Raw genomic sequence first — 21,269 nt, 5'->3', positions numbered from 1 at the left:
ATTTGCCATCTACCTACGATCCAGCTCACACAACAACCGGAGAACACCATGCTCAGGCGCCTCCTTCTTCTGACCGCCATCACCGCCTCTTCCCTGCTGCCGCTGACCACCCATGCCGCCTCGGCCGCGCTGCCCGTCGTCCGCGCCGAGCTGACAAGCCCGCCCTTCGTGCCGCCGGCAACCAACCGCAAGAGCCCGGCCAAGGTCATCGTCGAGCTGGAGGTCGTCGAGAAGGAGATGCCCATCTCCGAAGGCGTGAACTACACCTTCTGGACCTTCGGCGGCACCGTGCCCGGCAGCTTCATCCGAGTGCGCCAGGGCGACACGGTGGAGTTCCACCTGAAGAACCACCCCAGCAGCAAGATGCCGCACAACATCGACCTGCACGGCGTCACCGGCCCGGGCGGCGGCGCAGCCTCGAGCTTCACGGCGCCGGGCCACGAGAGTCAATTCACGTTCAAGGCGCTGAACGAGGGCATCTACGTCTACCACTGCGCCACCGCGCCGGTGGGCATGCACGTGGCCAACGGCATGTACGGCCTCATCCTCGTCGAGCCGCCGCAGGGCCTGCCCAAGGTGGATCATGAGTACTACGTCATGCAGGGCGACTTCTACACGGCGGGCAAGTACCGCGAGAAGGGCCTGCAACCTTTCGACATGGAGAAGGCAATCGCCGAGCAGCCCACCTACGTGCTGTTCAACGGCGCGGAAGGCGCATTGACTGGCGACCGCGCCATCACCGCCAAGACCGGCGAGACCGTGCGCATGTTCGTCGGTAACGGCGGCCCCAACCTCGTATCGAGCTTCCACGTCATCGGCGCGATCTTCGACAACGTGCGATTCGAGGGCGGCTCGCTCGCCCAGAAGAACGTGCAGACGACGCTGATCCCCGCCGGCGGCGCCGCCATCGTGGACTTCAAGACCAAGGTGCCCGGCAGCTACGTGCTGGTCGACCACTCCATCTTCCGTGCGTTCAACAAGGGAGCATTGGCCATCCTGAAGGTCGACGGGCCGGAGGACAAGGCCATCTACTCGGGCAAGGAGGTCGACTCGGTCTACCTCGGCGACCGCGCCGCTCCCAACCTGCAGGCCGTCGCCACGGCCACGACGGCGGCCGCCAGCGGCAAGCTCACCCAGCAGGATCAGATCGCCGCCGGCCAGCAGCTCTTTGCCGGCACCTGCTCGGTCTGCCACCAGGCCAACGGCGCGGGGCTTCCAGGCGTCTTCCCGCCGCTGGCCAAGTCGGACTTCCTCAGCGCGGATGCCAAGCGCGCCATCGGCGTCGTGCTGCATGGCCTGTCGGGCAAGGTGACCGTGAACGGCAAGGACTACAACTCGGTCATGCCGCCGATGAACCAGCTCAACGATGACGAGGTCGCCAACATCCTGACCTATGTGCTGAACAGCTGGGGCAACCCGGGAGGCACCATCACGGCCGACGACGTCAAGAAGCAGCGCGCCGCCAAGCCCGCCACCACCAAGGCCGCGGAGCACTGATGAGCGCCGCGCCGGGCCGTTCCAAGCCAGCTCGCTCCCGCTTGGCGGGACAGCGCGAGGCGCGAAGGGTGCACCAATGAGCCTCGCCACCGCATTGATCGCCCTGGCCAGCGCGGCCTACGTGCCGATGCCGGCCGGCACGATCAACAGCGTGCTGGCCCGCGACACGGACCGCGAGCCGACACCCGTCGCCGCGTTCGAAATGCGCGAGACGCCCGTGACGCGCCGGGACTTCCGGCGCTTCCTGTCGACCCATCCCGACTGGCTGCCAGGGCGCACTCCCGCCGTGTTCGCGTCCAGCGGCTACCTGCAGCACGGCGTAGACGACGCGGACGTGCCGGTCACCGAGGTCAGTTGGTTCGCCGCCCAGGCCTACTGCGAGTCCGAAGGCGGCCGGCTGCCGACATGGCACGAATGGGAATACGCGGCCGCAGCGGATGCCACGCGCACCGACGCGCGCGGCGACCCCGTGTGGCTGGCGCGCATCCTAGGCTGGTACGCCCGGCCCGCCAGCCAGCCGCTGCCCACGGTGGGCGGCGAAGCTAACGTCTACGGCGTGCGCGACCTGCACGGCCTCGTGTGGGAATGGGTGGACGACTTCAACGCCCTGCTCGTCAACAACGACAGCCGCAGCAGCGGCGATCCCGACAAGCTCAAGTTCTGCGGCGCTGGCGCCATCGACCTGCAGGACCGGCAGAACTACGCGGTGCTGATGCGCGTGGCCTTGCTCTCTTCCGTCAGTGCCGCCGACAGCACCGGCAGCCTGGGCTTCCGCTGCGTGCGCGAGGTGAAACCATGAATCGACGTTCCCTGCTGGCGAGCCTGGCGCTCGCCGCCGTTCCCGCCTGGGCCCTGCCCGGCGACTCGGTCTACCAGCTCGATGCCAAGCTGACCGACCAGCGCGGCCAGCCCGTCCGGCTCGACGTCGGCCGCGGCCAGCCAGTGCTGGTGAGCATGTTCTACACGTCCTGCCAGTTCGTCTGCCCGATGCTCATCGAGGCCGCGCAGGCGACGCAGGCCGCGCTGCCGGCGAACGAGCGCCAGAAGGTCAAGGTGCTCTTGATCAGCTTCGACCCGGCACGCGACACGCCGGAGAAGCTGGCCGCAATGGCCAAGGAACGCGGGCTGGACAGCTCGCAATGGACGCTGGCCCGCACCGACCCAGCCACCGTCCGCAAGATCGCGGCGCTGCTGAAGTTCCAGTACCGCGCGCTGCCCGACGGGGAGTTCAACCACAGCGCCGAACTGATCCTGCTGGACGGCGAAGGCCGCGTGGCGACGCGCACGACGATGCTGGCCGGCGCCGACGAACGCGTCGTCGGCGCCGTGCGCAAGCAGCTGGCACTGCGCCAGCCCTGACGTCCAGGAGACCGGCTCAGCGACGGCGACGCAACGCGGCGCCGAGCAGGCCCAGGCCCGCGAGCGCGTAGGCCAGCGTGCTGCCTTCCGGCACGCTGGAGACGACGAAGGACAGGTTGTCGGCATAGCCATCGTTGTCGCCGCCACCCAGCCGCGACATCGACAGCGAGAACATCAGCTGGCTCGTCTGCGAGGGCAAGGCACCGGAGGCGGTACGCAGGAACAGGCCGGTCTGGTTGCCGCGGTCGGCCGGTGTCACGGGGCCGATGGAGGCATGGTCGATTTCGTTGCCGTCCGCGTCGAGGAAGGACACGTACAGCAGCGCGTTGTCGCCCTGCTCCGCCCAGCCACCCAGGTAGCCGCTCAGCTCGTAATGCAGCGGCTGGCCCGCCAGGCTGCCCAGAGCGATGGTCTGGAAGCCGGCGGCCTGCGCCGTCAGCCCCGTGAACATCTTGCTGCCGCGGTCGACAGGCCCCGGCTGCGTGGGTTGTACCCAGTTCGGGCCGTAGTCAACCGACTGGAACATCGAATAGCCATCGAAGCCCGTCCAGCCCGCCACGTCGCCTTCGGCGTCGCCGTTGACGATGAGGTTGGTGTTCAGAGCCGCCTGGGCATGGGCGCCGAGGCTCAAGCCAGCCAGGAGGGCCAGCGCGAGGGTGTGTTTGATCATGGAATGTCGTTGAATCGCAAGGGGTTCAGGGGCGGGTCTGGTCCAGCACGGCAGGGCCGGACATCGCGGGGTCGCTGACCGACGGCTGGCCGTTCTCGAGGTGGCCGGCCAGGCGGATGCCGAATCCCGGCACCTCGGTGGCCTTCAGGCTGTAGTCGTACCAGCGGTGTTCGCTGTCGACAGCAACGCGCACGGTCTGCACGCCACCGGCGCCGACGATCCAGCTGCGGTCCGGCACGGCGGCATAGCGGTGCGTCTGCAGCACGAAGGTGCAAGGCTTGCTACCGACGTTGCGCAGCTCCAGCACCAGCTCCAGATAGACGCGGTCGGACTTCACCCGCACGCCAGGCTGAGCCTGGGCGACGCCCGCCTTGGGCAGGTTGCCTGTGAAGTGGCGGTGGAAGCCGTTGGGGCCCAGCACCCACAGGTCGTAGGCCGAACCAGCAGCGCCCGGCCAGTTGCCTTCGAGCTGCTTGCCCGCCTCGACGGTGTAGCGGCGCGGGATCTGGTCCAGCGCCAGGCGGTTGTAGACGTGGAAGACGGCGCCCGCGTCACCGGTGTTCTCGAAGCGCAGCGTCACGCCGGTAGCCGCGGCCGTGGCCTGCACCTGCAGCTCGTACGGCAGCGCGCGCGCCATGCGCAGGCCAGCCTGCTGTACTGGCGCGGCGAGCGTCGTGGGCGTGGCGGGCGTCTTGGTGCTCGGCAATGTCAGCGCGCGGGCGCGCAGCGCCGCCGTGGCCGGCAGGTTCTGCAGGAACGCGCTGTCTTCCGGGTGCGCGAAGTCGAAGCAGCCCACCAGGTTTCCGCTGACCGCCCGGCGCCACGGCGTGATGAGCGGCTCCTGCACGCCGAAGCGGGCCTCGATAAAGCGGATGACGGAAGTGTGGTCATGCACCTGGGAGTTGACCCAGCCACCCTTGCTCCACGGCGAGACGATGTACATCGGCACGCGGGGGCCCAGGCCGTAGGGGCGGTGCAGGTAGGTCGGGTTGCTGCCGTTGAGCACGTGGTGGTATTCGCCCGTCGTGTCGACGGTGGAAGCGCCGGCGAGCTGGGCCTTGGCGGGGTCGGCGTCGTAGACCTGGTACGACGGCGCGGCCGGCGGTGGCATGTGGTCGAAGAAGCCGTCGTTCTCGTCGAAGTTGATGAACAGCACGGTCTTGGACCAGACCTCCGGATTGGCGGTCAGCGCCTCCAGCACACGTGCCGTGTAGTCGGCGCCAGACGCCGGGCTGGACGGCCCGGGGTGTTCGGAGCCTTCGGCCGTCGCAACGATCCATGACACCTGCGGCAGGCGGTTGGCCAGCACATCTTCCTTCAGCTTGTCGAGATCGCGCGTCGTCACGCCGCGAGCCTTCAGCTCGGCAGAGAAGCCCTGGCGGCCGTACCACGCATCACGGAACGGACGGAAGCCCGCAAGCGAGTTGTCCGTGAAGTTGTCGTCCATGTTCTGGTAGACCTGCCACGAGACGCCGGCAGACTGCAGGCGCTCCGGGTAGGTCGTCCACGTGTAGTCCGTGGCCGGGTTCTCGTTGAACCAGTCGTGGCTGTTGTCGGTCGACGGACCGCCGGCCAGCGCCAGCGGGTCATTGCCGCCGCTCCACAGGAACAGCCGGTTGGTGTTGGTGCCGGTCTGCGTCGCGCAGTGGTAGTGGTCGCACAGCGTGAAGGCGCGGGCCAGCGCGAACTGGAAGGGGATGTCCGCCTCCTTGTAGTAGCCCAGCGAATGCGCCTGCTTGGCCGCGGGCCAGTTGTTCATGCGGCCGTGATCCCAGGCGGCCTGGGCATCAGCCCACGAGTGCGGCGTGCCGGCCACGCGCATCACCGAGAAGTCCTGCAGTGTGTTCAGGTGAAAGGGCGCGATGGCAGTGCGCTGGCCACCCCACTCGGGACGGCCGGGCACCTTGGCGCCGCCGCCGTTGGGCTGCACGAAGACGGTCTTGCCGCTGAATGTGCCGGCCCGGTCCAGCGTGGGCACCGGGAACGGGTCCGCGAAGCCGCGCACGCCGGCGAGCGTGCCGAAGTAGTGGTCGAACGAACGGTTCTCCTGCGTCAGCACGACGATGTGCTCGACGTCGTGCAAGGTGCCGGTGCGCTGGTTGGCGGGAATGGCCAATGCGCGCTGGATGACGGGCGGGAAGCTGGCGAGCGCGATGCTGGCGCCGGCCGCCTGGCCGAGGCCGCGCAGGAAGCCGCGGCGATCTTGAATGGACATGAAAGCACTCCGGAGAAGAGGGGTCAGGGGGTGCCCGGCACTCTAGGAATGCGATGTGGACGGGGCATGACAGCGGCGCTGTTGAACGGCCTGCCGCTGCCCCTTGATCCGGCGACGCGCCGCAGGCGAGCGTCGCGGAACGGTCATCACCACGCCATCAACACGCTGATCCATTGCCCCTTGATTTGCGAATGATTCGCATTTACAGTGCGATGCGCCGCCGCCTGCTCTTGGCGGTGAGGTGCACCGCCCCAGTCGAGCCCGCAGGGCAGCCGGCGCGCCGCACCGAAGCTTTCGCTTTCCCGCACCAGCCAGCCCGCGCCAGCCCGTGCAGCCCTTCCAGGACTTGCCCATGCTGCCGCGCCACACCGGGACCACAACCGCGCACGTCCCGCCGCCCCGCACCATCGACGCCGACCGGGCGAACCGCCCGTGCCGCAGAAGCCGCGCAGCGAGGTGCACGCCGCCGGCAGCGTCCGCAACGGGCGATCACTGCACACCGCCGCGCGGCCTGCCGGTCGGTTGCAGGTCCGTCGCCGCGCGATGAAGGCCATGCCGCACCGCCCAGGCGACCAGATCGACGACATCCACGCCTCCGGCCTGAAGGCCACCACCCCCCGCATCAAGGTCCTCCGCATCTTCCAGCAGCGGCGACAGCGCCACTGGAGTGCCGAAGAGATCTACCAGGCCCTGTTGCTGCAGGACGCCGACATCGGCCTGGCGACCGTCTATCGCGTGTTGATGCAGTTCGCGCAGGCTGGCCTGCTGCTGCGCACGCATTTCGACACTGGCAAGGCCGTCTTCGAGCTCAACGAGGGCGACCACCATGACCACCTCGTCTGCCTGCGCTGCGGCCGGGTGGAGGAGTTCTCGGACGCCGAGATCGAATGCCGTCAGCAGGCCATCGCCGCCGAGCGCAGCTTCCGCCTGCAGGCGCATGCACTGGCCCTGTATGGCCTGTGTTCGCGCTGCCAGCCGGAGCGGTAGCTCCGCTTGCGCGCTCCCCATGCGGCAGCTTGTACGGGCTGCCGGACTTGCCTTCCACGCCTTTCGTCAATCGCGCGCCAGCCCGGAGCCAGCCAGCCATGACACCACCCTTCCCATACGGAGCCGAAATCCATGTCCTCACCACGTCTCGCCCGGCGGCTGCTGTTCGCAGCTTCCGGACTGATCCTGACCCTGCCTGCAGCCCGCGCCGAGGACGCGGCTGACGACGCCGGCAGGCCAGCGGCCCGGCTGGGCACCGTCGTCATCAGCGGCGACAAGCTCAAGCGTTCGGAGCTGGAGTCCACGCAGAGCGTCGGCACGCGCAGCGGCCGGCAGATCGACGAACAAGCCAATGTGACGCTGCAAGACGTGGCCTCCCGCCTGGCCAACGTCGGCACGACGCAAGGCCTCACGATCCGTGGCATCCCGCTCTACGGACCGGGCGGCGGCTCCGGCAAGACGGCCACCGTCACGGTCGACGGCGTCGCGCAGGAAGCCGCGGGCGCCAGCATCGCCGACCTGTCGGTCTGGGATGTCGAAGCCGTGGAGGTCCTGCGCGGCCCGCAGTCCACCAACCAGGGTCGCAATGCGCTGGCCGGTGCCGTCGTCATGAAGACGCGCGGCCCCACGGACGATTGGGACCTGCGCGGCCGTGTGAGCATGGGCAACCAGGACACGCGCAGGGTGGCTGTGGCCGGCGGCGGCGCGCTGGTGAAGGACCTGGCGGCCTTCCGCATCGCCGCGGAAGCGCATCGCGATGCCGGCGGGCTGTTCAACGAGACGCGGCAAGACAAGCGATGGAACCATGACGACGGCGGTACTTTCCGGGGCAAGCTGCGCCTGACACCATTCGGCGACAGCTACCAGGCACTGCTGACCTACGCCGACGTGCGACTGGACACGGGCCGCCCCTACGCGGAAGCAACCCTGCGCAAACCGCAGGAGCGCATCTCCCTCGCCAACGAAGGCGGACATCAGAAGACCCGTGCGCGAAGCCTCGCTCTGGAACAGAACTGGAGCTGGGCCGGGGCTGAATGGACCTGGCTCAGCACCTGGGCCCGCAACCACTATGACCGCGCCTACGACTACGACGAGACCGAGCTGAACCAGGGCACCTCCGCGACCCTGATCGACGACCGCCATCAATCCCACGAACTGCGGGCCAACTTCGAGACCCGCGTTGGTGGCAACAAGCTCAAGGGCGTGGCGGGACTTTTCATGTCGCGCGGCAGCCAGGACGACGACTACCTCTATACCGTGCCGGTGTCCTACGTGCTGGGCGTCTTCGGCCAGTGCCCCAGCGTGGCCGCCTGCGAGGCCGCATACAAGGCTGACTTTGTGCGTCGCCGCAACCTGAACAAAGAGCGCGTGAGCAACCGCGCCGTCTTCGGCGAGTTCGACTACACGATCGACCGTCTCACGCTGACCGCTGGCGTGCGCTACGACCATGAGGCCCAGGATCGCGACATCGGCTCCGAGACCGACGGCACCACACCCACGGCGGCCCGCATCGTGCAGCTGTTGCGGGCCAACAGCGTCATCGCGCCCGACGGGACACAGGTGCTCAACACACGCTACAGCGCCTGGCTGCCCAAGCTGGCGGCGCGGTACGAGCTCACCCGGGACTGGCAGGCCGGCCTGGCCGTGCAACGCGGCTACCGCACCGGCGGCGTGAACTACAGCTACCAGCGGGGCGCCAACGCCTATGAACCTGAATACACCACCAACTACGACCTGTCATTGAAAGGCCAGCCGCTGCCGGGACTGCTGTTGGCAGTCAACGCCTATCGAGTGGACTGGCGCGACCAGCAGGTCAACGTTGGCGCGAACAGCCTGGACGTCTACTACGTCAATGCCGGCAGGTCGCGACTGCACGGGCTGGAGTTCGAGCTTCGCGGCCAGGCGGCGCCGGGACTGGAACTGTTCGGCGCACTGGGCGTGTCGCGTACCAGGTTCCAGGACTTCAGCGTTCCCTCCGGCAACTACAGCGGCAAGCAGTTCCCCGGCTCGCCGCGCCAGACGGCCTCGCTGGGCTTCAGCTGGAAGCGGGGCGATTGGACCTTGAACAGCGACGTCGTCTACGAGGGTGGCACTTACAGCGAGGCCGTCAACGATGCGAGCACGCGCAGCCCGGGCCACGTCGTGCTGAACGCCAAGCTTGCCTACCAGCTCGCCCCCAGGGTGCGCGCGTTCGCCTACGGCGCCAACCTGTTCGACCAGACCTACGCCGTCTATCGCTGGAACACCACCAGCACCCGTCAGGTGCTGACGCTGGGCGCCGGCCGCACCGTGGGCCTCGGACTGGAGGCGCAGCTGTGAACCACGCCAACGGACCCTTCGTCGCCACGGCGCTGGCGCTCGCCGCCGCCGTCTGCCTGTACCGGACCAGCCAGCACCAGCGCCTCTGGAGCGCCACGAAAACGCCCGCACGCTGGCGCTGGGCAGCCCTGACGCTGCTGGCGGGCGCCACCGCGCTGCTGCACCCCGCGCTGGGCCTCGCAGCGGCATCTGGCGTGGTGATCAGCGCTGCCATGCTGGGGTGCATGTTGCTGCCTTTCATCAATGCCTGGCGCCACCGCACGGAGGTGCGCGATGTGGTCTAGGTCCCTGGCCGCAGCTCTGCTGGGCCTGCCGCTGACCGTGGGCCTGGTGGGCCTCGCGACGCGGCTGTTGCCACGCGCGCTGGGCGACCACACGCTCCTTCTGCTGGTGTGCGCTTTCGTCGTCTGGGTCGCGCTGCTGGCGTTGCCCTTCGCGCTGCGCAGCGGCCGCAGCGCCTGGCTCGTCATGGGCGACGGCACGCTGCTGTGCTTTGGGGTGCTGCAAGTTCTGAAAGCCCTCGGCTGGCCGGGAGTCGCCGCATGAAGGCCGAGACCTTGCGCAGGTTTCTCGCCGTTCACAGCGCCGTCGGCATGTGTGCCGGCCTGCTGTTGTTCATCGCCTTCTATGCCGGCGCGCTGACGCTGTTTCGCGAGCCCATCCAAGCCTGGGCGATGGCCTCGGCGCCAACACGGGCGGCCCCTCCCAAGACGCTGGACGATGCGCAGCGGCTGCTGGACAACGTGCTCGCCCGCGAGCCCGCCATGGCCGCCGACATTCGCGTCTACCTACCTCACGAGGGCGGCGATCTGCAAGTTGCCGGCCCTGATCCAAGGACCCGCCACTGGCGAGAGTTCGAGCTGGGACCGGATGGTCAGGTGCGGCCGCACGAGGAACACACCGACCTCGCCGACTTCATCTACAGGCTGCACTACACGGCGGGACTACCGCGCCCCTGGGGCACTTATGTGCTGGGCGTCGTCTGTCTGCTGTATGGCCTGGCGCTCGTCAGCGGTGTCGTCATCTACATGCCCATGCTGGCGCGAGACCTGTTCGCGCTGCGCTGGGGCCGCAACATCAAGCGGCTCTGGCAGGACGCGCACAACGCCGTCGGGCTGCTGTCGCTGCCCTTTCACGTCGTGTTCGCGTGGAGCGGCGCTGTGCTGACCATCGGCACGCTGCTGCTGGCCCCCTTCCAGTTCTTCGTGTTCGATGGCAAGTTGCTGGACCTCGTCGGCCCGCAGGCAGGGTTCTCGCGACCGGTCGCCCAGACCGACGAGAAAGCCCCGCTGCTGAGCCTTGCCCGGCTCGTGGCCGCAGCCCAGGCCGCAGCGCCGGGGCTGGAGGTGGAACGGCTGCACATCCGCAAGGCCGGCAGTGCTCAGGCGCATGTCGAGACCGACGGCCATCTTCAGCAACGCCACCTCAGCGACTCGGCCCGCATCGAACTCAACGGCGCGACCGGCGAATTGCTGCACGCCCAGACGCCGTCCAACTACAGCAGCGGCACGGCGCTGCTGCGCGGCCTGCAGACGCTGCATTTCGGCGACTACGGCGGACTGGTGCTGCGCTGGGTCTATTGCCTGCTCTCGCTCGGCGGCGCCTTCCTCTTCTACAGTGGCAATCTGTTGTGGGTGGAGTCGCGCCGCAAGCACCGCCAACCCGAACAGCTGCGGCGCGCCGGCGTCATGGCCCGGCTGACGCTGGGCGTCTGCCTGGGCTGCATGGCGGGCATCTCGGCGCTGTTCCTGCTGACCCGCATCGTCGGCGAGCCGCGGCTGTCCCCATGGCTGGAGGCGGCGTACCTCGCCGTGCTGGGAAGCTGCGTGCTGTGGGCCTTCGCCCGGCCGCTGCCGCGGGCCGCCGTGGAGCTGTGCGTGGCATCGGCCGCTGTGACCGCCGCCATTGCGGGAGCGGATATGGCGATGTTCGACGCGCAACGGTTGCTGGGCGATGCCACGCTGTGGGCGACTGACCTGACCGCGTTGGCCGGCGCTGCAATGTTGCTCGCCATCGCGCGCGCCACTCGCCGCCGGGCTCGATCCGGACCGGCCTACAGCGTCTGGGCAACTGCCGCGTGAAACAGCCACCCGCAGCGCCCGCTGTGATGGGTCAATCGGACGCGTCGATCAGACGCGGCTCCGGGCTTCGAGCCAGCATGCAGCCCGACAACATGGACAGGCACACCGACTGGTGAGGCCACGTCCGCGGTGGCGCCATCCGCCGACGGGCTGGATCGGCGGATATGCCGACCCAGCCCCCTCCGGGAAGGGCTGCGCACGCCAGACAGCACCCCGTCGTTAGCCGATCACGTGGCCGGCGTAAAGGGCAGGACGTCGGCGGTCAACGTGGGCGACATGGCAGCTCGGCGCGATGCCGATGCCCTTCTGGTGCAGGAGGCCGTTCGCTACATCCGCACCAACCTGGCAGGGCTGCCTCCGGTGCCGGAGCTGGCGCGACGCCTCGGACTGCACGAGAAGCGCTTGTTGGCACTGTTCCGCGACCACCTGGGGCAGACCGTCTCCGGCTTCGTCAGCGAGGAGCGGGTTCGCGAGGGGGCCCGGCTACTGACCTCGACGGCCATGACGGTGCAGGAAATCGCCTTTGCCGCAGGTTTCAACAACCCCGGCAACTTCGCACCGCGTTCCGATGCTGTCCGCCGTGCTGCGACACGAGACCGCGCTCCACTGAGGCGCGGCACGCGAGTAGGCGCGAGTAGGCCTCAGCGGCGACCGAACTGCCCCGAACGCTGCATCACTCCCACTCGATGGTCGCCGGCGGCTTGCTGCTGACGTCGTAGGTCACGCGGTTGATGCCACGGACCTCGTTGATGATGCGACTCGACGTGCGCTTGAGCAGCGCGTAGGGCAGCTCGGCCCAATCGGCCGTCATGAAGTCGCTGGTTTGCACGGCACGCAGTGCGACGACGTAGTCGTACGTGCGACCGTCGCCCATCACGCCCACGCTCTTGACCGGAAGGAAGACGGCGAAGGCCTGGCTCGTGAGCGCGTACCAGCTCTTGCCCGTGGCCGGGTCGATGGTGTTTCGCAGTTCCTCAATGAAGATCGCGTCGGCGCGACGCAGCAGGTCGGCATAGTCCTTCTTGATCTCACCGAGGATTCGCACGCCGAGGCCCGGCCCCGGGAACGGATGACGGTAGACCATGTCCTCAGGAAGGCCCAGCGCCACGCCCAGAGCACGCACCTCGTCTTTGAACAGCTCGCGCAGCGGCTCCAGCAGTTTGAGGCCCAGCGTCTCGGGCAGACCGCCGACGTTGTGGTGGCTCTTGATCGTCGTCGCCTTCTTGGTCTTGGTGCCGCCGCTCTCCACCACATCGGGGTAGATCGTGCCCTGGGCCAGCCACTTGGCATTCGACAGCTTCTTGGCCTCGGCCTGGAAGACCTCGACGAACTCGGCGCCGATGATCTTGCGCTTGCGCTCGGGGTCGGTCACGCCAGCCAGCTTGCCGAGGAACTGTTCGCTCGCATCCACGTGCACGACCTTTGCATGCAAGCGACCGGCGAACATCTCCATGACCATGCGACCTTCATTCAGGCGCAGCAGGCCGTGGTCGACGAAGACGCAGGTGAGCTGGTCGCCGATGGCGCGGTGGATCAGCGCCGCGGCGACGGACGAGTCCACGCCGCCGGACAGACCCAGGATGACTTCCTCGTCACCGACCTGCTCGCGGATGCGCGCCACGGCCTCGTCGATGTAGCTGCCCATCTGCCAGTCGCCCTTGCAGCCAGCGATGTCGCGCACGAAGCGGCGCAGCATGGCCGCACCTTGGAGCGTGTGCGTGACCTCGGGGTGGAACTGCACGGCGTAGAAGCCACGCGCCTCGTCGGCCATGCCGGCGATGGGGCAGCTCGGCGTGGAGGCCATCAGCTTGAAGCCGTGCGGCAGCGCCGAGACCTTGTCGCCGTGGCTCATCCACACCTTCAGCATGCCGTGCTTCTCGGGCGTCTCGAAGTCCTGGATGCCTTCAAGCAGCTTGGTGTGGCCGTGCGCGCGCACCTCGGCGTAGCCGAACTCGCGGTGGTCGCTCCACTCGACGCTGCCACCCAGCTGCACGGCCATCGTCTGCATGCCGTAGCAGATGCCCAGCACCGGCACACCCAGCTCCCAGACCACCTGCGGCGCGCGCAGCTCGTGGTCCTCGTACGTGGAAGCGTGGCTGCCGCTGAGGATGATGGCCTTGGGCGCGAAGCCGCGGACGAAGTCGTCCGACACGTCGTTCGGATGGATCTCGCAGTACACCGCCGACTCGCGCACGCGGCGGGCGATGAGCTGCGTGACCTGGGAGCCGAAGTCGAGGATGAGGACCTTGTCGTGTTGCATGGCGTGCACTTTCAGGCCGGCTGCGGCGCCGGCTGGCTGCGGAAGAAACGGAGGGTGATCAGCAGCGCCACCGCTTGCAGCGCGGCACTGGCGAAGAAGGGCAGGCCCATCAGCAGGTCGCCCGGCGGGCGGTGCGACACCTGGGCCAGCAGCGAGAGCCCGAGCGCGGGTGCGATGACGGCCATCAGACTGTTGAGCGACGACACCGCACCCATCGCGCGGCCCTGGTGGGCCGGGCCGGCGGCGTTGGAGATGAAGCTCTGCAAGGCCGCGGCGCCCACACCGCCAAGCAGGTTCAGGCCGATGACGACATACATCATCCAGCCCTGAGTCGCCAGGCCGTAGCCGGCGTAGGCGAGCGTGCCGGAGGCCATGCTGATCAGCGCCAGGCGCTGCGGGGTGAAGCGCTTGAGCAGCGGCCGCAGCAGCACGCCCTGGCTCAGCACGGAGGCCAGGCCCACGACGAACAGCGACCAGCTGACCGCCAGCGGCCCCCAGCCGAAACGGAACTTGGTGTAGAGCACCCAGGTGTTGTGCAGCGTGAACTGCGCCAGCGACGACAAGGCGATGACCGAAACCAGCGGCCCCACTCCCTTGAGGGCCGTCAGCCCGCGCAGCGCCGTCACTGGGTTGGCCTTCTTCCAGTCGAAGGGGCTGCGGCGGTCCTTCGGCAGCGACTCCGGCAGCACGAAGAAGCCATAGCACCAGTTCAACACGGCCATAGAGCCGGCGGCGAAGAACGGCCAGTGCACGTCATAGTGGCCCAGCCAGCCGCCGATGACCGGCCCGAGGATGAAGCCGATGCCGAACATCGCGCCGAGCTGGCCGAAACGGCGGGCGCGGTCCTCGGGTGCGGTGATGTCGGCGACGTAGGCATTGGCGATAGCCACGTTGGCCTGCATCGCGCCGGAGAACAGTCGCACGACGACCAGCATCCACAAGGCCGTCGCCATCGCCGTGACGAAGAAGCTCAGCGCCAGGCCGGCGAAGCCGATCAGTAGCACGGGCCGGCGGCCGAAGCGATCCGACAGCGCGCCCAGCACCGGCGAGCCGATGAAGTTGGCCACGCCGAAGGCCAGCGTGACCATCAGAAAGGCCGAGGTCTGCTCGTCGTTGCCGCTGGTAAACGTGCCCACGATGTGCGGCAGCACCGGCACCATCAGGCCGATCGAGATCATGTCGATCAGCACGGCGGCCATGATGAAGCCCATGGCCGGGGCGCGTGGGGAATTGGCACTCATCGGGGTTCTGAAATGAGAAACGGGGCGATTCTCCGATCGCCCCGTTGTCGCCTGGTTCAGCTCACTCGCTGCGGTTGTAGTTCGGTGCTTCCTTCGTGATCTGCACGTCGTGGACATGGCTCTCGCGCATGCCGGCGGTCGTGATCTCGACGAACTCGGCCTTGTTCTGCATGTCGGCGATGGTCGCGCAGCCACAGTAGTGCATGGACGCCTTCAGGCCCCCGGCCATCTGGAAGATGACCTGCACGACCGAGCCCTTGTAGGGCACCTGGCCCTCGATGCCCTCGGGCACGAGCTTGGACGTGTTGGGGTTGTTGGCCGACGTGTCCTGGAAGTAGCGGTCCGCGCTGCCCTTGGCCATCGCGCCCATCGAGCCCATGCCGCGATAGCTCTTGAACGTGCGGCCCTGGTAGAGGATGGTCTCACCCGGGGCTTCTTCCGTGCCGGCGAACGCGCCGCCCATCATGACGCAGTCGGCGCCCGCGGCGATGGCCTTGGCCAGGTCGCCGGAGAACCGCACGCCGCCGTCCGCGATGACCGGCACGCCGGTGCCGCGCAGTGCAGTCGCGACGTTGTCGACCGCCGTGATCTGAGGCACGCCCACGCCCGCGACGATGCGGGTCGTGCAGATCGAGCCCGGGCCGATGCCGACCTTGACGCCATCCGCGCCGGCCTCCACCAACGCCAGCGCCGCAGCGCCCGTCGCGATGTTGCCGCCGATGACATCGACCTGCGGGAAGTTGCGCTTGACCCAGCGCACGCGCTCCAGCACGCCGGCGCTGTGGCCGTGGGCGGTGTCGACGATGATGGCGTCCACGCCGGCCTTGACCAGCAGCTCGACGCGCTGCTCGGTGTCTTCGCCAAAGCCGACCGCGGCGCCGACACGCAGGCCGCCATGTGAGTCACGAGCGGCGTTGGGGAAGCTGGTCTGCTTGGTGATGTCCTTCACCGTCATCAGGCCGCGCAGCTCGAAGGCGTCGTTGATGACGACGACGCGCTCCAGCTTGTGCGTGTGCATCAGCGCCTTGGCTTCATCAAGTGACGCGCCTTCGCGCACGGTGATGAGCTTCTCGGCCGGTGTCATGATCTCGCGAACCTTGGCGTCCATGCGCGTCTCGAAGCGCAGGTCGCGGCCGGTGACGATGCCGACGACGCGCTTGCCTTCCAGCACCGGGAAACCCGAGAAGCCGTGCAGGCGGGTCAGCTCGACGACTTCGCGGACGGTGGCGTCGGGGCCGATGGTCAGCGGCTCGCGGACGACGCCGCTCTCATAGCGCTTGACCCGGGCAACCTCGCGCGCCTGCGCCTCAGCCGACAAGTTCTTGTGCACGATGCCGATGCCGCCCTCCTGCGCGATAGCGATCGCCAAGCGCGCCTCCGTCACGGTGTCCATCGCGGCGGACACGAGCGGCAGATTGAGGGGGATGTTGCGCGACAGACGGGTCGCAAGGCTGGTGTCGCGGGGCAACACCTGGGAGAACGCTGGCACCAACAACACATCGTCGAAGGTGAGCGCTTTGCCGAGAAGGCGCATGAGGAAAGCTCCAGACGCAAAGCGGCATTATACGGAGGGTGGCCGCTACACTTTCAGCATGAACCTCAAGCCCCTGCTCCTCGCCGTCGTCGCCCTGACCTTGGCTGCCACCGCGCACGCGCAGTGGAAGTGGAAGGACGCCAAGGGCAACGTGCAATACAGCGACCGGCCGCCGCCGGCCGGCACGCCCGACAAGGACATCCTGCAACGCCCCGCGGCCGCCTCGCGTAGCGTGACGGTCGTGCCGGCCGATCAGCCGGCCAGCGCGGCCTCGGCGCCCAAGCCGGCCGCCAGCGCGCCTGGCAAGGCCGAACAGGAGGCCGCCGCACGCCAGAAACAGGAGCAGGACCGCGAGAACGCCAAGCAGAAGGAAGAAGAGCGCAAGCTGGCGGAACAGCGGCGCGAGAACTGCTTGAGGGCCCAGGCCAACCTGCGCGAACTGCAAAGCGGCGTGCGCATCACGCGCACCAACGAGAAGGGTGAGCGCGTCTTCATGGACGATGCGCAGCGTCAGGCCGAGGCCGATCGCATCCGCACGATCATGACGAGCGACTGCCGCTGAATAGCGGCTCAGCCGCCGGCGTGCTTGGGCCGGTGGCGCGACACGATGCGCTCACCGCGCTTGGCGTAGCGCAGCCGGCGCGCCTCCTTGGGGTCGACGGTCAACGGCCGGTAGACCTCGATACGGTCCCGCTCGCGTAGCGCCGTGTCCAGCGGTCGCACACGGCCCCAGATGCCCACGCGCAGTTCCCCGGGCGGCGGACTGAACTCGGCACAGCCGCGTAGCGCGGTGTCGATCGTGGCGCCCTCCCCCACCTCCAGCCAGCGATGCTGCACGTCGCCAGCGACAGGGCTCCACACCAGTTCAACGCGCACCGTAGATGACCTCGGCGCGGTTGACGAAGCTGTCGACGAAGGTGTTAGCGATGCGGTCAAACACCGGGCTCACCACGGCCTCCAGCGCGCCGCTGCTGAACGCGTAGTTCAGGTCGAAGCCGATCTTGCAGGCATTGACAGCACCACCGCTGCCGGGCTTGCTCAACGGCAGGAACTGCCACAGACCGTCCAGCTGCGAAAACGGCCCGTCAACGAGTTCCATGCGCACGGATTCACCCGCCAGGTTGCGGTTGCGCGTCGTGAACGCATGCCTCACGCCGGCATAGGCCAGGTGCAGCCGGGCCGTCACCGAGTCGCCCTCGCGGGCGAGCACCTCGACCTTGTTGCACCACGGCAGGAACTCGGGGTAACGCTCCACCGCGGTGACCAGCTCGTACATCTCCTGCGGCGTGTACCAGAGCAGTACTGACTTTTTAACCTGCTTCATAGAATCTCGCGATTGTATGAAGGGGGTTCGCCCCCATATCGCTTCCATGTCCATCGCCGAGAACCGCCGCGCCCGTTACGACTACCACATCGAAGAACAGTTCGAGGCCGGCGTCGTGCTGTCTGGCTGGGAGATCAAGGCCATTCGGGCCGGCCAGGTGCAGCTGACCGACGGCTACGTGCTGATCAAGAACGGCGAGCTGTTCCTGATCGGTTGCCGCATCAACGCGCTGCGCAGCGCGTCCACGCACGTCAACCCCGAAGCGGACCGCACGAAGAAGCTGCTGATGCACAAGGCGGAGATCAAGCGGCTGATCGGCAAGGTGGAGCAGCGCGGCTTCACGCTGGTACCGCTGAACCTGCACTACAAGGGCGGCCGCGTGAAGGCCGACATCGCGCTGGCCAAGGGCAAGGCGCAACATGACAAGCGCGAGACCGAGAAGAAGCGGGACTGGGAGCGGGAAAAGGGCCAATTGATGCGGCACGCATCGACAGGCCGCAAGGACTGACGAGCCGCGCCAGTGGCTCATTGCCCTTTTCGCCAACAAGGCCAGCTGATGCGCCAGAAGGTGTCAGCGAAGGGCTGATAGCGCCTGCTCGATGTCGGCCCTCAGGTCGTCGCCATCTTCCAGCCCGATGGCGAACCGCACGAGCGTGCGACCCTCGAACGGCAGAGGCAGGTTGCGACTGCGGCCCATGTCGTAGGGCACGGCCAGGCTCATCGGGCCAGCCCACGAGTAGCCGATGCCGAAGAGCTGCAGCGCATCGACGAAGGCATCCACCTCGCGCGGGCCTTGCTCGGGCTTGAACGCGACCGAGAACAGGCAGGCCGCGCCTGTGGCCCCGACAGCCAGCCAGTGCTCATGCCCCGGTGAGCCAGGCAGCGCCGGATGGAAGACCCGTGCGACCTCCGGCCGGCCGGCCATCCAGCTCGCCAGCTCCCGCGTGACGCGGTCCTGCGCTGCGTAGCGCAGCGGCATCGTCGGCAGGCCGCGCAGCACCAGCTCGACGTCGTTCTGGCCCAGGCCGTAGCCCAGGTGTTCGTGAGCATGGTTGAGCCGGTCGTGCAGCTTGTCGTCGCGCGTACACACGGACCCCATCAGCACGTCCGCGCCACCGCTCGGATACTTCGTCAGCGCCTGCATGACGATATCGGCACCCAGGCCCGGGTGCTTGCCCGGCGCCGGCTCGAAACCGTTGAAGGCCAGGCCGGCACCCCAGGTGTTATCCAGCGCCGTCAGCACGCCGCGCTCGCGGCAGAAGGCCAAGGTTCCGAGCAGGTCTGGGAACTCCAGTGTGATGGAGCCCGCGGCTTCTAGCCAGACGAGCTTGGTGTTGTCGCGCAGCTCGGGCACCGTCAGCGGGTCGTAGAAGCGGTGCGTCACACCCCACTGCGGCAGCCATGATTCGGTCAGGTAGCGGTTCTGGCCGTAGACGTTGTCGGGCACCAACACCTCGTCGCCCGGGCGCAGGAAGGCCAGCGACACCAGCGTCACCGCGGCCAGGCCACTGGGCACCAACAGGCAGTGCTCGGCATGCTCCAACGTCGCGATGCGTGCGGCCAGCGTGTAGCTGGTCGGCGTGCCGTGCAGGCCGTAGCGGTAGGTGAGGCCATCGCGCGGGCGCGGCGTGTGCAGATCGGCCGTGTCCTTGAACAGCACAGTCGAGGCCTTGGCCACCGGCACCGGCACGGCATCCCAGCCGTCGGGAGCGCGGTAGGGGTGGTGGATCAGTGCGGTGGCGGGCTTCATGCGAGCGTGGCCACCAGGTCATGCCCGTCGGCGGCCACGACGCGGGCGCGCACGAACTCGCCCACCTTCATCGTCTTGCTGGCCTTCTCGGGCGGAACGATCTTCACAGTGCCGTCGATCTCAGGGGCGTCCGCATAGCTGCGGCCCACGCCGCCCTTGCGGCCCAGTGCCGGCGCCGAGTCCACCAGCACCTGCAGCGTCTGGCCGACACGGCTCTGCAGCTTCTCTGCAGAAACGCGCTCCGCGACGGCCATGAAGCGCGCGCGCCGCTCCTCTCGCACCTCGTCGGGCAGCGCACCAGGAATGTCATTGGCGCTGGCGCCCTCCACCGGCGAGTAGGCGAAGCAGCCGGCGCGGTCGATGCGGGCCTCCTGCATGAAGTCGAGCAGGTACTGGAATTCCTCTTCCGTCTCGCCGGGGAAGCCAGCGATGAAGGTCGAGCGGATGACCAACTCCGGGCAGGCCTCGCGCCAACGCAGGATGCGCTCCATGTTCTTCTCGCCGTTGGCGGGGCGCTTCATGCGCTTCAGCACATCCGGGTGGGCGTGCTGGAATGGCACGTCCAAGTAGGGCAGCACCAGGCCTTCGGCCATCAGCGGCAGCACCTCGTCCACGTGCGGGTAGGGGTAGACATAGTGCAGCCGCACCCAGGCGCCGTACGGCTTGGCCAGCTCGCCCAGCTGGGCGACGAGGTCCAGCATGCGCGTCTTGACCGGCTTGCCATCCCAGAAGCCGGTGCGGTACTTCACATCCACACCGTAGGCCGACGTGTCCTGGCTGATGACGAGCAGCTCCTTCACGCCGCTCTCGAACAGCGCGCGCGCCTCGTTCAGCACGTCCCCGATGGGACGCGAGACCAGGTCGCCGCGCATGCTGGGGATGATGCAGAACGAGCAGCGGTGGTTGCAGCCCTCGCTGATCTTCAGATAGGCGTAGTGCTTGGGCGTGAGCTTGATGCCATAGGCCGGCACCAGGTCCACGAAGGGGTCGTGCGGCTTAGGCACATGCGTGTGCACCGCGTCCATGACCTCCTGCGTGGCATGCGGGCCGGTGACGGCCAGCACGCTGGGATGGATCTCGCGGACGAGGCTGCCGGCGTCCGTACTGGCCGCACCGGCCTTGGCCCCCAGGCAGCCGGTCACGATGACCTTGCCGTTCTCGGCCAGCGCCTCGCCGATGGTATCCAGGCTCTCCTTGACGGCATCGTCAATGAAGCCGCAGGTATTGACGATCACCAGATCGGCTCCTGCGAAGGTCTTGGAGGTCTCGTAGCCCTCGGCGCGGAGCTGGGTAAGGATCAGCTCGCTGTCGGTCAGCGCCTTGGGGCAGCCCAGGCTGACGAAGCCGATCTTGGGGGCGGCGGTGGTCGTGTCGTTCATCGCCGCATTTTCGGCGATGTCGGCGCAGCGCCTACTTCTTGGGGACGAAGGGGAACATCACCCCGGCAGTTTTCAGCTGCTCCTGCCACTGGTTCATCAGCGTCTTGGACTGCTCGGCGTAGCTACCCATCAGGCCGGTCCAGGCGTCAGGGCTGAAGGGCATGCCCGGCGTGCCCTGCTCAGTGAAGCGCTGCTGCATGTCGGTGAAGGCCTGCATCTGGCGCTCCAGCAGGCCACCCATGACCCCCTGCATCGCATGCCCGTAGAACCGGATGATCTGGGCCAGCGAGCTGGTGGAGAACATCGGCACGCCACCGGTTTCCTCCTCCAGGATGATCTGCAGCAGGATGGAACGGGTCAGGTCTTCGTGAGTCTTGGCGTCGTGCACCTCGAAGTCGATGCCGTCCAGCACCATGCGCTTCACATCGGCCAGCGTGATGTAGCTGCTGGTCTGCGTGTCGTAGAGACGACGGTTGGGGTACTTCTTGAGCACGCGCACACCGGGCTTGGCGTCACTCGCCTCGGTCGTGGTGGCGTCATCAGTGGATGCCGGCTTCTTGCGGGCAGTCGCCATGCGTGGATCTCCTGTGCAGTGCAGCAAATTCTAGGCAGGCTACCACCCCGCGCCGCGGGGGGTTTACCTGGGCTTGTGG

Annotated in this window: 21 protein-coding genes; 11 read left to right on the top strand and 10 right to left on the bottom strand. The window is 67.9% G+C overall.

The features are described 5' to 3' along the window. The first annotated feature begins 48 nt into the window (after window positions 1–48). From nirK to LXT13_RS03630, 3 genes are all read left to right on the top strand, one after another. Window positions 49–1,497 carry a copper-containing nitrite reductase gene (gene nirK / locus LXT13_RS03640; protein WP_233370235.1) on the top strand — a complete coding sequence of 483 codons (1,449 nt, stop codon included), beginning with the start codon at window positions 49–51 and terminating at the stop codon, window positions 1,495–1,497. A 76-nt stretch (window positions 1,498–1,573) separates the two neighbouring features. Further along, window positions 1,574–2,296, top strand: coding sequence for a formylglycine-generating enzyme family protein (locus tag LXT13_RS03635; RefSeq protein WP_349254818.1), 723 nt, complete (start codon window positions 1,574–1,576; stop codon window positions 2,294–2,296). Then, window positions 2,293–2,856, top strand: coding sequence for an SCO family protein (locus LXT13_RS03630; RefSeq protein WP_233370234.1), 564 nt, complete (start codon window positions 2,293–2,295; stop codon window positions 2,854–2,856). The genes LXT13_RS03635 and LXT13_RS03630 overlap by 4 nt, the downstream gene beginning before the upstream one ends. 16 nt (window positions 2,857–2,872) lie before the next feature. Here the strand turns inward: LXT13_RS03630 and LXT13_RS03625 are convergent, their stop codons facing one another. Both LXT13_RS03625 and LXT13_RS03620 read right to left on the bottom strand, forming a co-directional pair. Then, window positions 2,873–3,526 carry a PEP-CTERM sorting domain-containing protein gene (locus tag LXT13_RS03625; RefSeq protein WP_233370233.1) on the bottom strand — a complete coding sequence of 218 codons (654 nt, stop codon included), beginning with the start codon at window positions 3,524–3,526 and terminating at the stop codon, window positions 2,873–2,875. Window positions 3,527–3,551: 25 nt separating this feature from the next. Beyond that, the gene (locus LXT13_RS03620; RefSeq protein WP_233370232.1) at window positions 3,552–5,741 is read right to left on the bottom strand and encodes a phosphocholine-specific phospholipase C; all 2,190 of its coding nucleotides are present in this window, start codon (window positions 5,739–5,741) and stop codon (window positions 3,552–3,554) included. 552 nt (window positions 5,742–6,293) lie between these two features. Here LXT13_RS03620 and fur point away from each other — a divergent pair. From fur to LXT13_RS03590, 6 genes are all read left to right on the top strand, one after another. Further along, window positions 6,294–6,728, top strand: a complete 435-nt coding sequence (fur, locus tag LXT13_RS03615) for a ferric iron uptake transcriptional regulator (protein WP_233370317.1) — start codon at window positions 6,294–6,296, stop codon at window positions 6,726–6,728. A 132-nt stretch (window positions 6,729–6,860) separates the two neighbouring features. Next, window positions 6,861–9,047: a TonB-dependent receptor gene (locus LXT13_RS03610; protein WP_233370231.1), complete on the top strand. Its 2,187-nt coding sequence runs from the start codon at window positions 6,861–6,863 to the stop codon at window positions 9,045–9,047. Continuing rightward, window positions 9,044–9,331, top strand: coding sequence for a hypothetical protein (locus tag LXT13_RS03605; RefSeq protein ID WP_233370230.1), 288 nt, complete (start codon window positions 9,044–9,046; stop codon window positions 9,329–9,331). The genes LXT13_RS03610 and LXT13_RS03605 overlap by 4 nt, the downstream gene beginning before the upstream one ends. Continuing rightward, on the top strand, window positions 9,321–9,593 hold the full coding sequence (locus LXT13_RS03600) for a hypothetical protein (protein WP_233370229.1): 273 nt from the start codon (window positions 9,321–9,323) through the stop codon (window positions 9,591–9,593). The genes LXT13_RS03605 and LXT13_RS03600 overlap by 11 nt, the downstream gene beginning before the upstream one ends. Continuing rightward, on the top strand, window positions 9,590–11,128 hold the full coding sequence (locus LXT13_RS03595; RefSeq protein ID WP_233370228.1) for a PepSY-associated TM helix domain-containing protein: 1,539 nt from the start codon (window positions 9,590–9,592) through the stop codon (window positions 11,126–11,128). The genes LXT13_RS03600 and LXT13_RS03595 overlap by 4 nt, the downstream gene beginning before the upstream one ends. A gap of 276 nt (window positions 11,129–11,404) precedes the next feature. Then, window positions 11,405–11,839: a helix-turn-helix domain-containing protein gene (locus LXT13_RS03590; protein ID WP_233370227.1), complete on the top strand. Its 435-nt coding sequence runs from the start codon at window positions 11,405–11,407 to the stop codon at window positions 11,837–11,839. Here LXT13_RS03590 and guaA read toward each other — a convergent pair. The 3 genes from guaA to guaB form a co-directional block, all read right to left on the bottom strand. Next, window positions 11,802–13,388 (bottom strand): glutamine-hydrolyzing GMP synthase, encoded by a 1,587-nt coding sequence (gene guaA / locus LXT13_RS03585; RefSeq protein ID WP_233370226.1) that lies wholly within the window; start codon window positions 13,386–13,388, stop codon window positions 11,802–11,804. The genes LXT13_RS03590 and guaA overlap by 38 nt on opposite strands. 11 nt (window positions 13,389–13,399) lie before the next feature. Next, a complete protein-coding gene (locus tag LXT13_RS03580) occupies window positions 13,400–14,629 on the bottom strand; it encodes a TCR/Tet family MFS transporter (RefSeq protein WP_233370225.1) in 1,230 nt (409 codons plus the stop codon). A 61-nt stretch (window positions 14,630–14,690) separates the two neighbouring features. Further along, complete coding sequence (gene guaB / locus LXT13_RS03575) at window positions 14,691–16,163, bottom strand: IMP dehydrogenase (RefSeq protein WP_233370224.1); 1,473 nt, start codon at window positions 16,161–16,163, stop codon at window positions 14,691–14,693. A 58-nt stretch (window positions 16,164–16,221) separates the two neighbouring features. Here guaB and LXT13_RS03570 point away from each other — a divergent pair, with 58 nt between their 5' ends. Beyond that, on the top strand, window positions 16,222–16,725 hold the full coding sequence (locus tag LXT13_RS03570; protein WP_233370223.1) for a DUF4124 domain-containing protein: 504 nt from the start codon (window positions 16,222–16,224) through the stop codon (window positions 16,723–16,725). 8 nt (window positions 16,726–16,733) lie between these two features. On the opposite strand, the gene LXT13_RS03565 is transcribed toward LXT13_RS03570, so the two are convergent. Both LXT13_RS03565 and LXT13_RS03560 read right to left on the bottom strand, forming a co-directional pair. Next, window positions 16,734–17,000, bottom strand: coding sequence for an RnfH family protein (locus tag LXT13_RS03565; protein ID WP_233370222.1), 267 nt, complete (start codon window positions 16,998–17,000; stop codon window positions 16,734–16,736). A 28-nt stretch (window positions 17,001–17,028) separates the two neighbouring features. Then, entirely contained in the window at window positions 17,029–17,487 is a 459-nt protein-coding gene (locus tag LXT13_RS03560; protein WP_233370221.1) for a type II toxin-antitoxin system RatA family toxin, read from the bottom strand. Between the two features lie 46 nt (window positions 17,488–17,533). Between LXT13_RS03560 and smpB the strand changes: the two genes are divergently transcribed. Then, window positions 17,534–17,995: an SsrA-binding protein SmpB gene (smpB, locus tag LXT13_RS03555; protein ID WP_233370220.1), complete on the top strand. Its 462-nt coding sequence runs from the start codon at window positions 17,534–17,536 to the stop codon at window positions 17,993–17,995. A 63-nt stretch (window positions 17,996–18,058) separates the two neighbouring features. Here smpB and LXT13_RS03550 read toward each other — a convergent pair whose 3' ends face one another. The 3 genes from LXT13_RS03550 to phaR are packed head-to-tail and all read right to left on the bottom strand — an operon-like array spanning window position 18,059 to window position 21,190. Beyond that, window positions 18,059–19,237 (bottom strand): PLP-dependent transferase, encoded by a 1,179-nt coding sequence (locus LXT13_RS03550; protein WP_233370219.1) that lies wholly within the window; start codon window positions 19,235–19,237, stop codon window positions 18,059–18,061. Next, window positions 19,234–20,616, bottom strand: a complete 1,383-nt coding sequence (rimO, locus tag LXT13_RS03545; protein ID WP_233370218.1) for a 30S ribosomal protein S12 methylthiotransferase RimO — start codon at window positions 20,614–20,616, stop codon at window positions 19,234–19,236. Before rimO ends, LXT13_RS03550 begins: the two co-directional genes overlap by 4 nt. A gap of 31 nt (window positions 20,617–20,647) precedes the next feature. Next, a complete protein-coding gene (gene phaR, locus LXT13_RS03540; protein WP_233370217.1) occupies window positions 20,648–21,190 on the bottom strand; it encodes a polyhydroxyalkanoate synthesis repressor PhaR in 543 nt (180 codons plus the stop codon). Window positions 21,191–21,269 lie beyond the last annotated feature (79 nt).

It is taken from the genome of Pelomonas cellulosilytica, assembly GCF_021353265.1.
In the GTDB taxonomy this organism is placed as follows: Bacteria; Pseudomonadota; Gammaproteobacteria; order Burkholderiales; family Burkholderiaceae_C; genus Pelomonas; species Pelomonas cellulosilytica.
This window is presented reverse-complemented; position numbering and strand designations above follow the sequence as displayed.

Coding starts and splice junctions, on each gene's coding strand:
- LXT13_RS03550 (WP_233370219.1), bottom strand. CDS start 19,237: ATGAAGCCCGCCACCGCACTGATCCACCACCCCTACCGCGCTCCCGAC.
- smpB (WP_233370220.1), top strand. CDS start 17,534: ATGTCCATCGCCGAGAACCGCCGCGCCCGTTACGACTACCACATCGAA.
- LXT13_RS03560 (WP_233370221.1), bottom strand. CDS start 17,487: ATGAAGCAGGTTAAAAAGTCAGTACTGCTCTGGTACACGCCGCAGGAG.
- LXT13_RS03580 (WP_233370225.1), bottom strand. CDS start 14,629: ATGAGTGCCAATTCCCCACGCGCCCCGGCCATGGGCTTCATCATGGCC.
- guaB (WP_233370224.1), bottom strand. CDS start 16,163: ATGCGCCTTCTCGGCAAAGCGCTCACCTTCGACGATGTGTTGTTGGTG.
- LXT13_RS03610 (WP_233370231.1), top strand. CDS start 6,861: ATGTCCTCACCACGTCTCGCCCGGCGGCTGCTGTTCGCAGCTTCCGGA.
- rimO (WP_233370218.1), bottom strand. CDS start 20,616: ATGAACGACACGACCACCGCCGCCCCCAAGATCGGCTTCGTCAGCCTG.
- LXT13_RS03620 (WP_233370232.1), bottom strand. CDS start 5,741: ATGTCCATTCAAGATCGCCGCGGCTTCCTGCGCGGCCTCGGCCAGGCG.
- fur (WP_233370317.1), top strand. CDS start 6,294: ATGCCGCACCGCCCAGGCGACCAGATCGACGACATCCACGCCTCCGGC.
- nirK (WP_233370235.1), top strand. CDS start 49: ATGCTCAGGCGCCTCCTTCTTCTGACCGCCATCACCGCCTCTTCCCTG.
- LXT13_RS03600 (WP_233370229.1), top strand. CDS start 9,321: ATGTGGTCTAGGTCCCTGGCCGCAGCTCTGCTGGGCCTGCCGCTGACC.
- guaA (WP_233370226.1), bottom strand. CDS start 13,388: ATGCAACACGACAAGGTCCTCATCCTCGACTTCGGCTCCCAGGTCACG.
- LXT13_RS03630 (WP_233370234.1), top strand. CDS start 2,293: ATGAATCGACGTTCCCTGCTGGCGAGCCTGGCGCTCGCCGCCGTTCCC.
- LXT13_RS03635 (WP_349254818.1), top strand. CDS start 1,574: ATGAGCCTCGCCACCGCATTGATCGCCCTGGCCAGCGCGGCCTACGTG.
- LXT13_RS03595 (WP_233370228.1), top strand. CDS start 9,590: ATGAAGGCCGAGACCTTGCGCAGGTTTCTCGCCGTTCACAGCGCCGTC.
- LXT13_RS03590 (WP_233370227.1), top strand. CDS start 11,405: ATGGCAGCTCGGCGCGATGCCGATGCCCTTCTGGTGCAGGAGGCCGTT.
- phaR (WP_233370217.1), bottom strand. CDS start 21,190: ATGGCGACTGCCCGCAAGAAGCCGGCATCCACTGATGACGCCACCACG.
- LXT13_RS03625 (WP_233370233.1), bottom strand. CDS start 3,526: ATGATCAAACACACCCTCGCGCTGGCCCTCCTGGCTGGCTTGAGCCTC.
- LXT13_RS03570 (WP_233370223.1), top strand. CDS start 16,222: ATGAACCTCAAGCCCCTGCTCCTCGCCGTCGTCGCCCTGACCTTGGCT.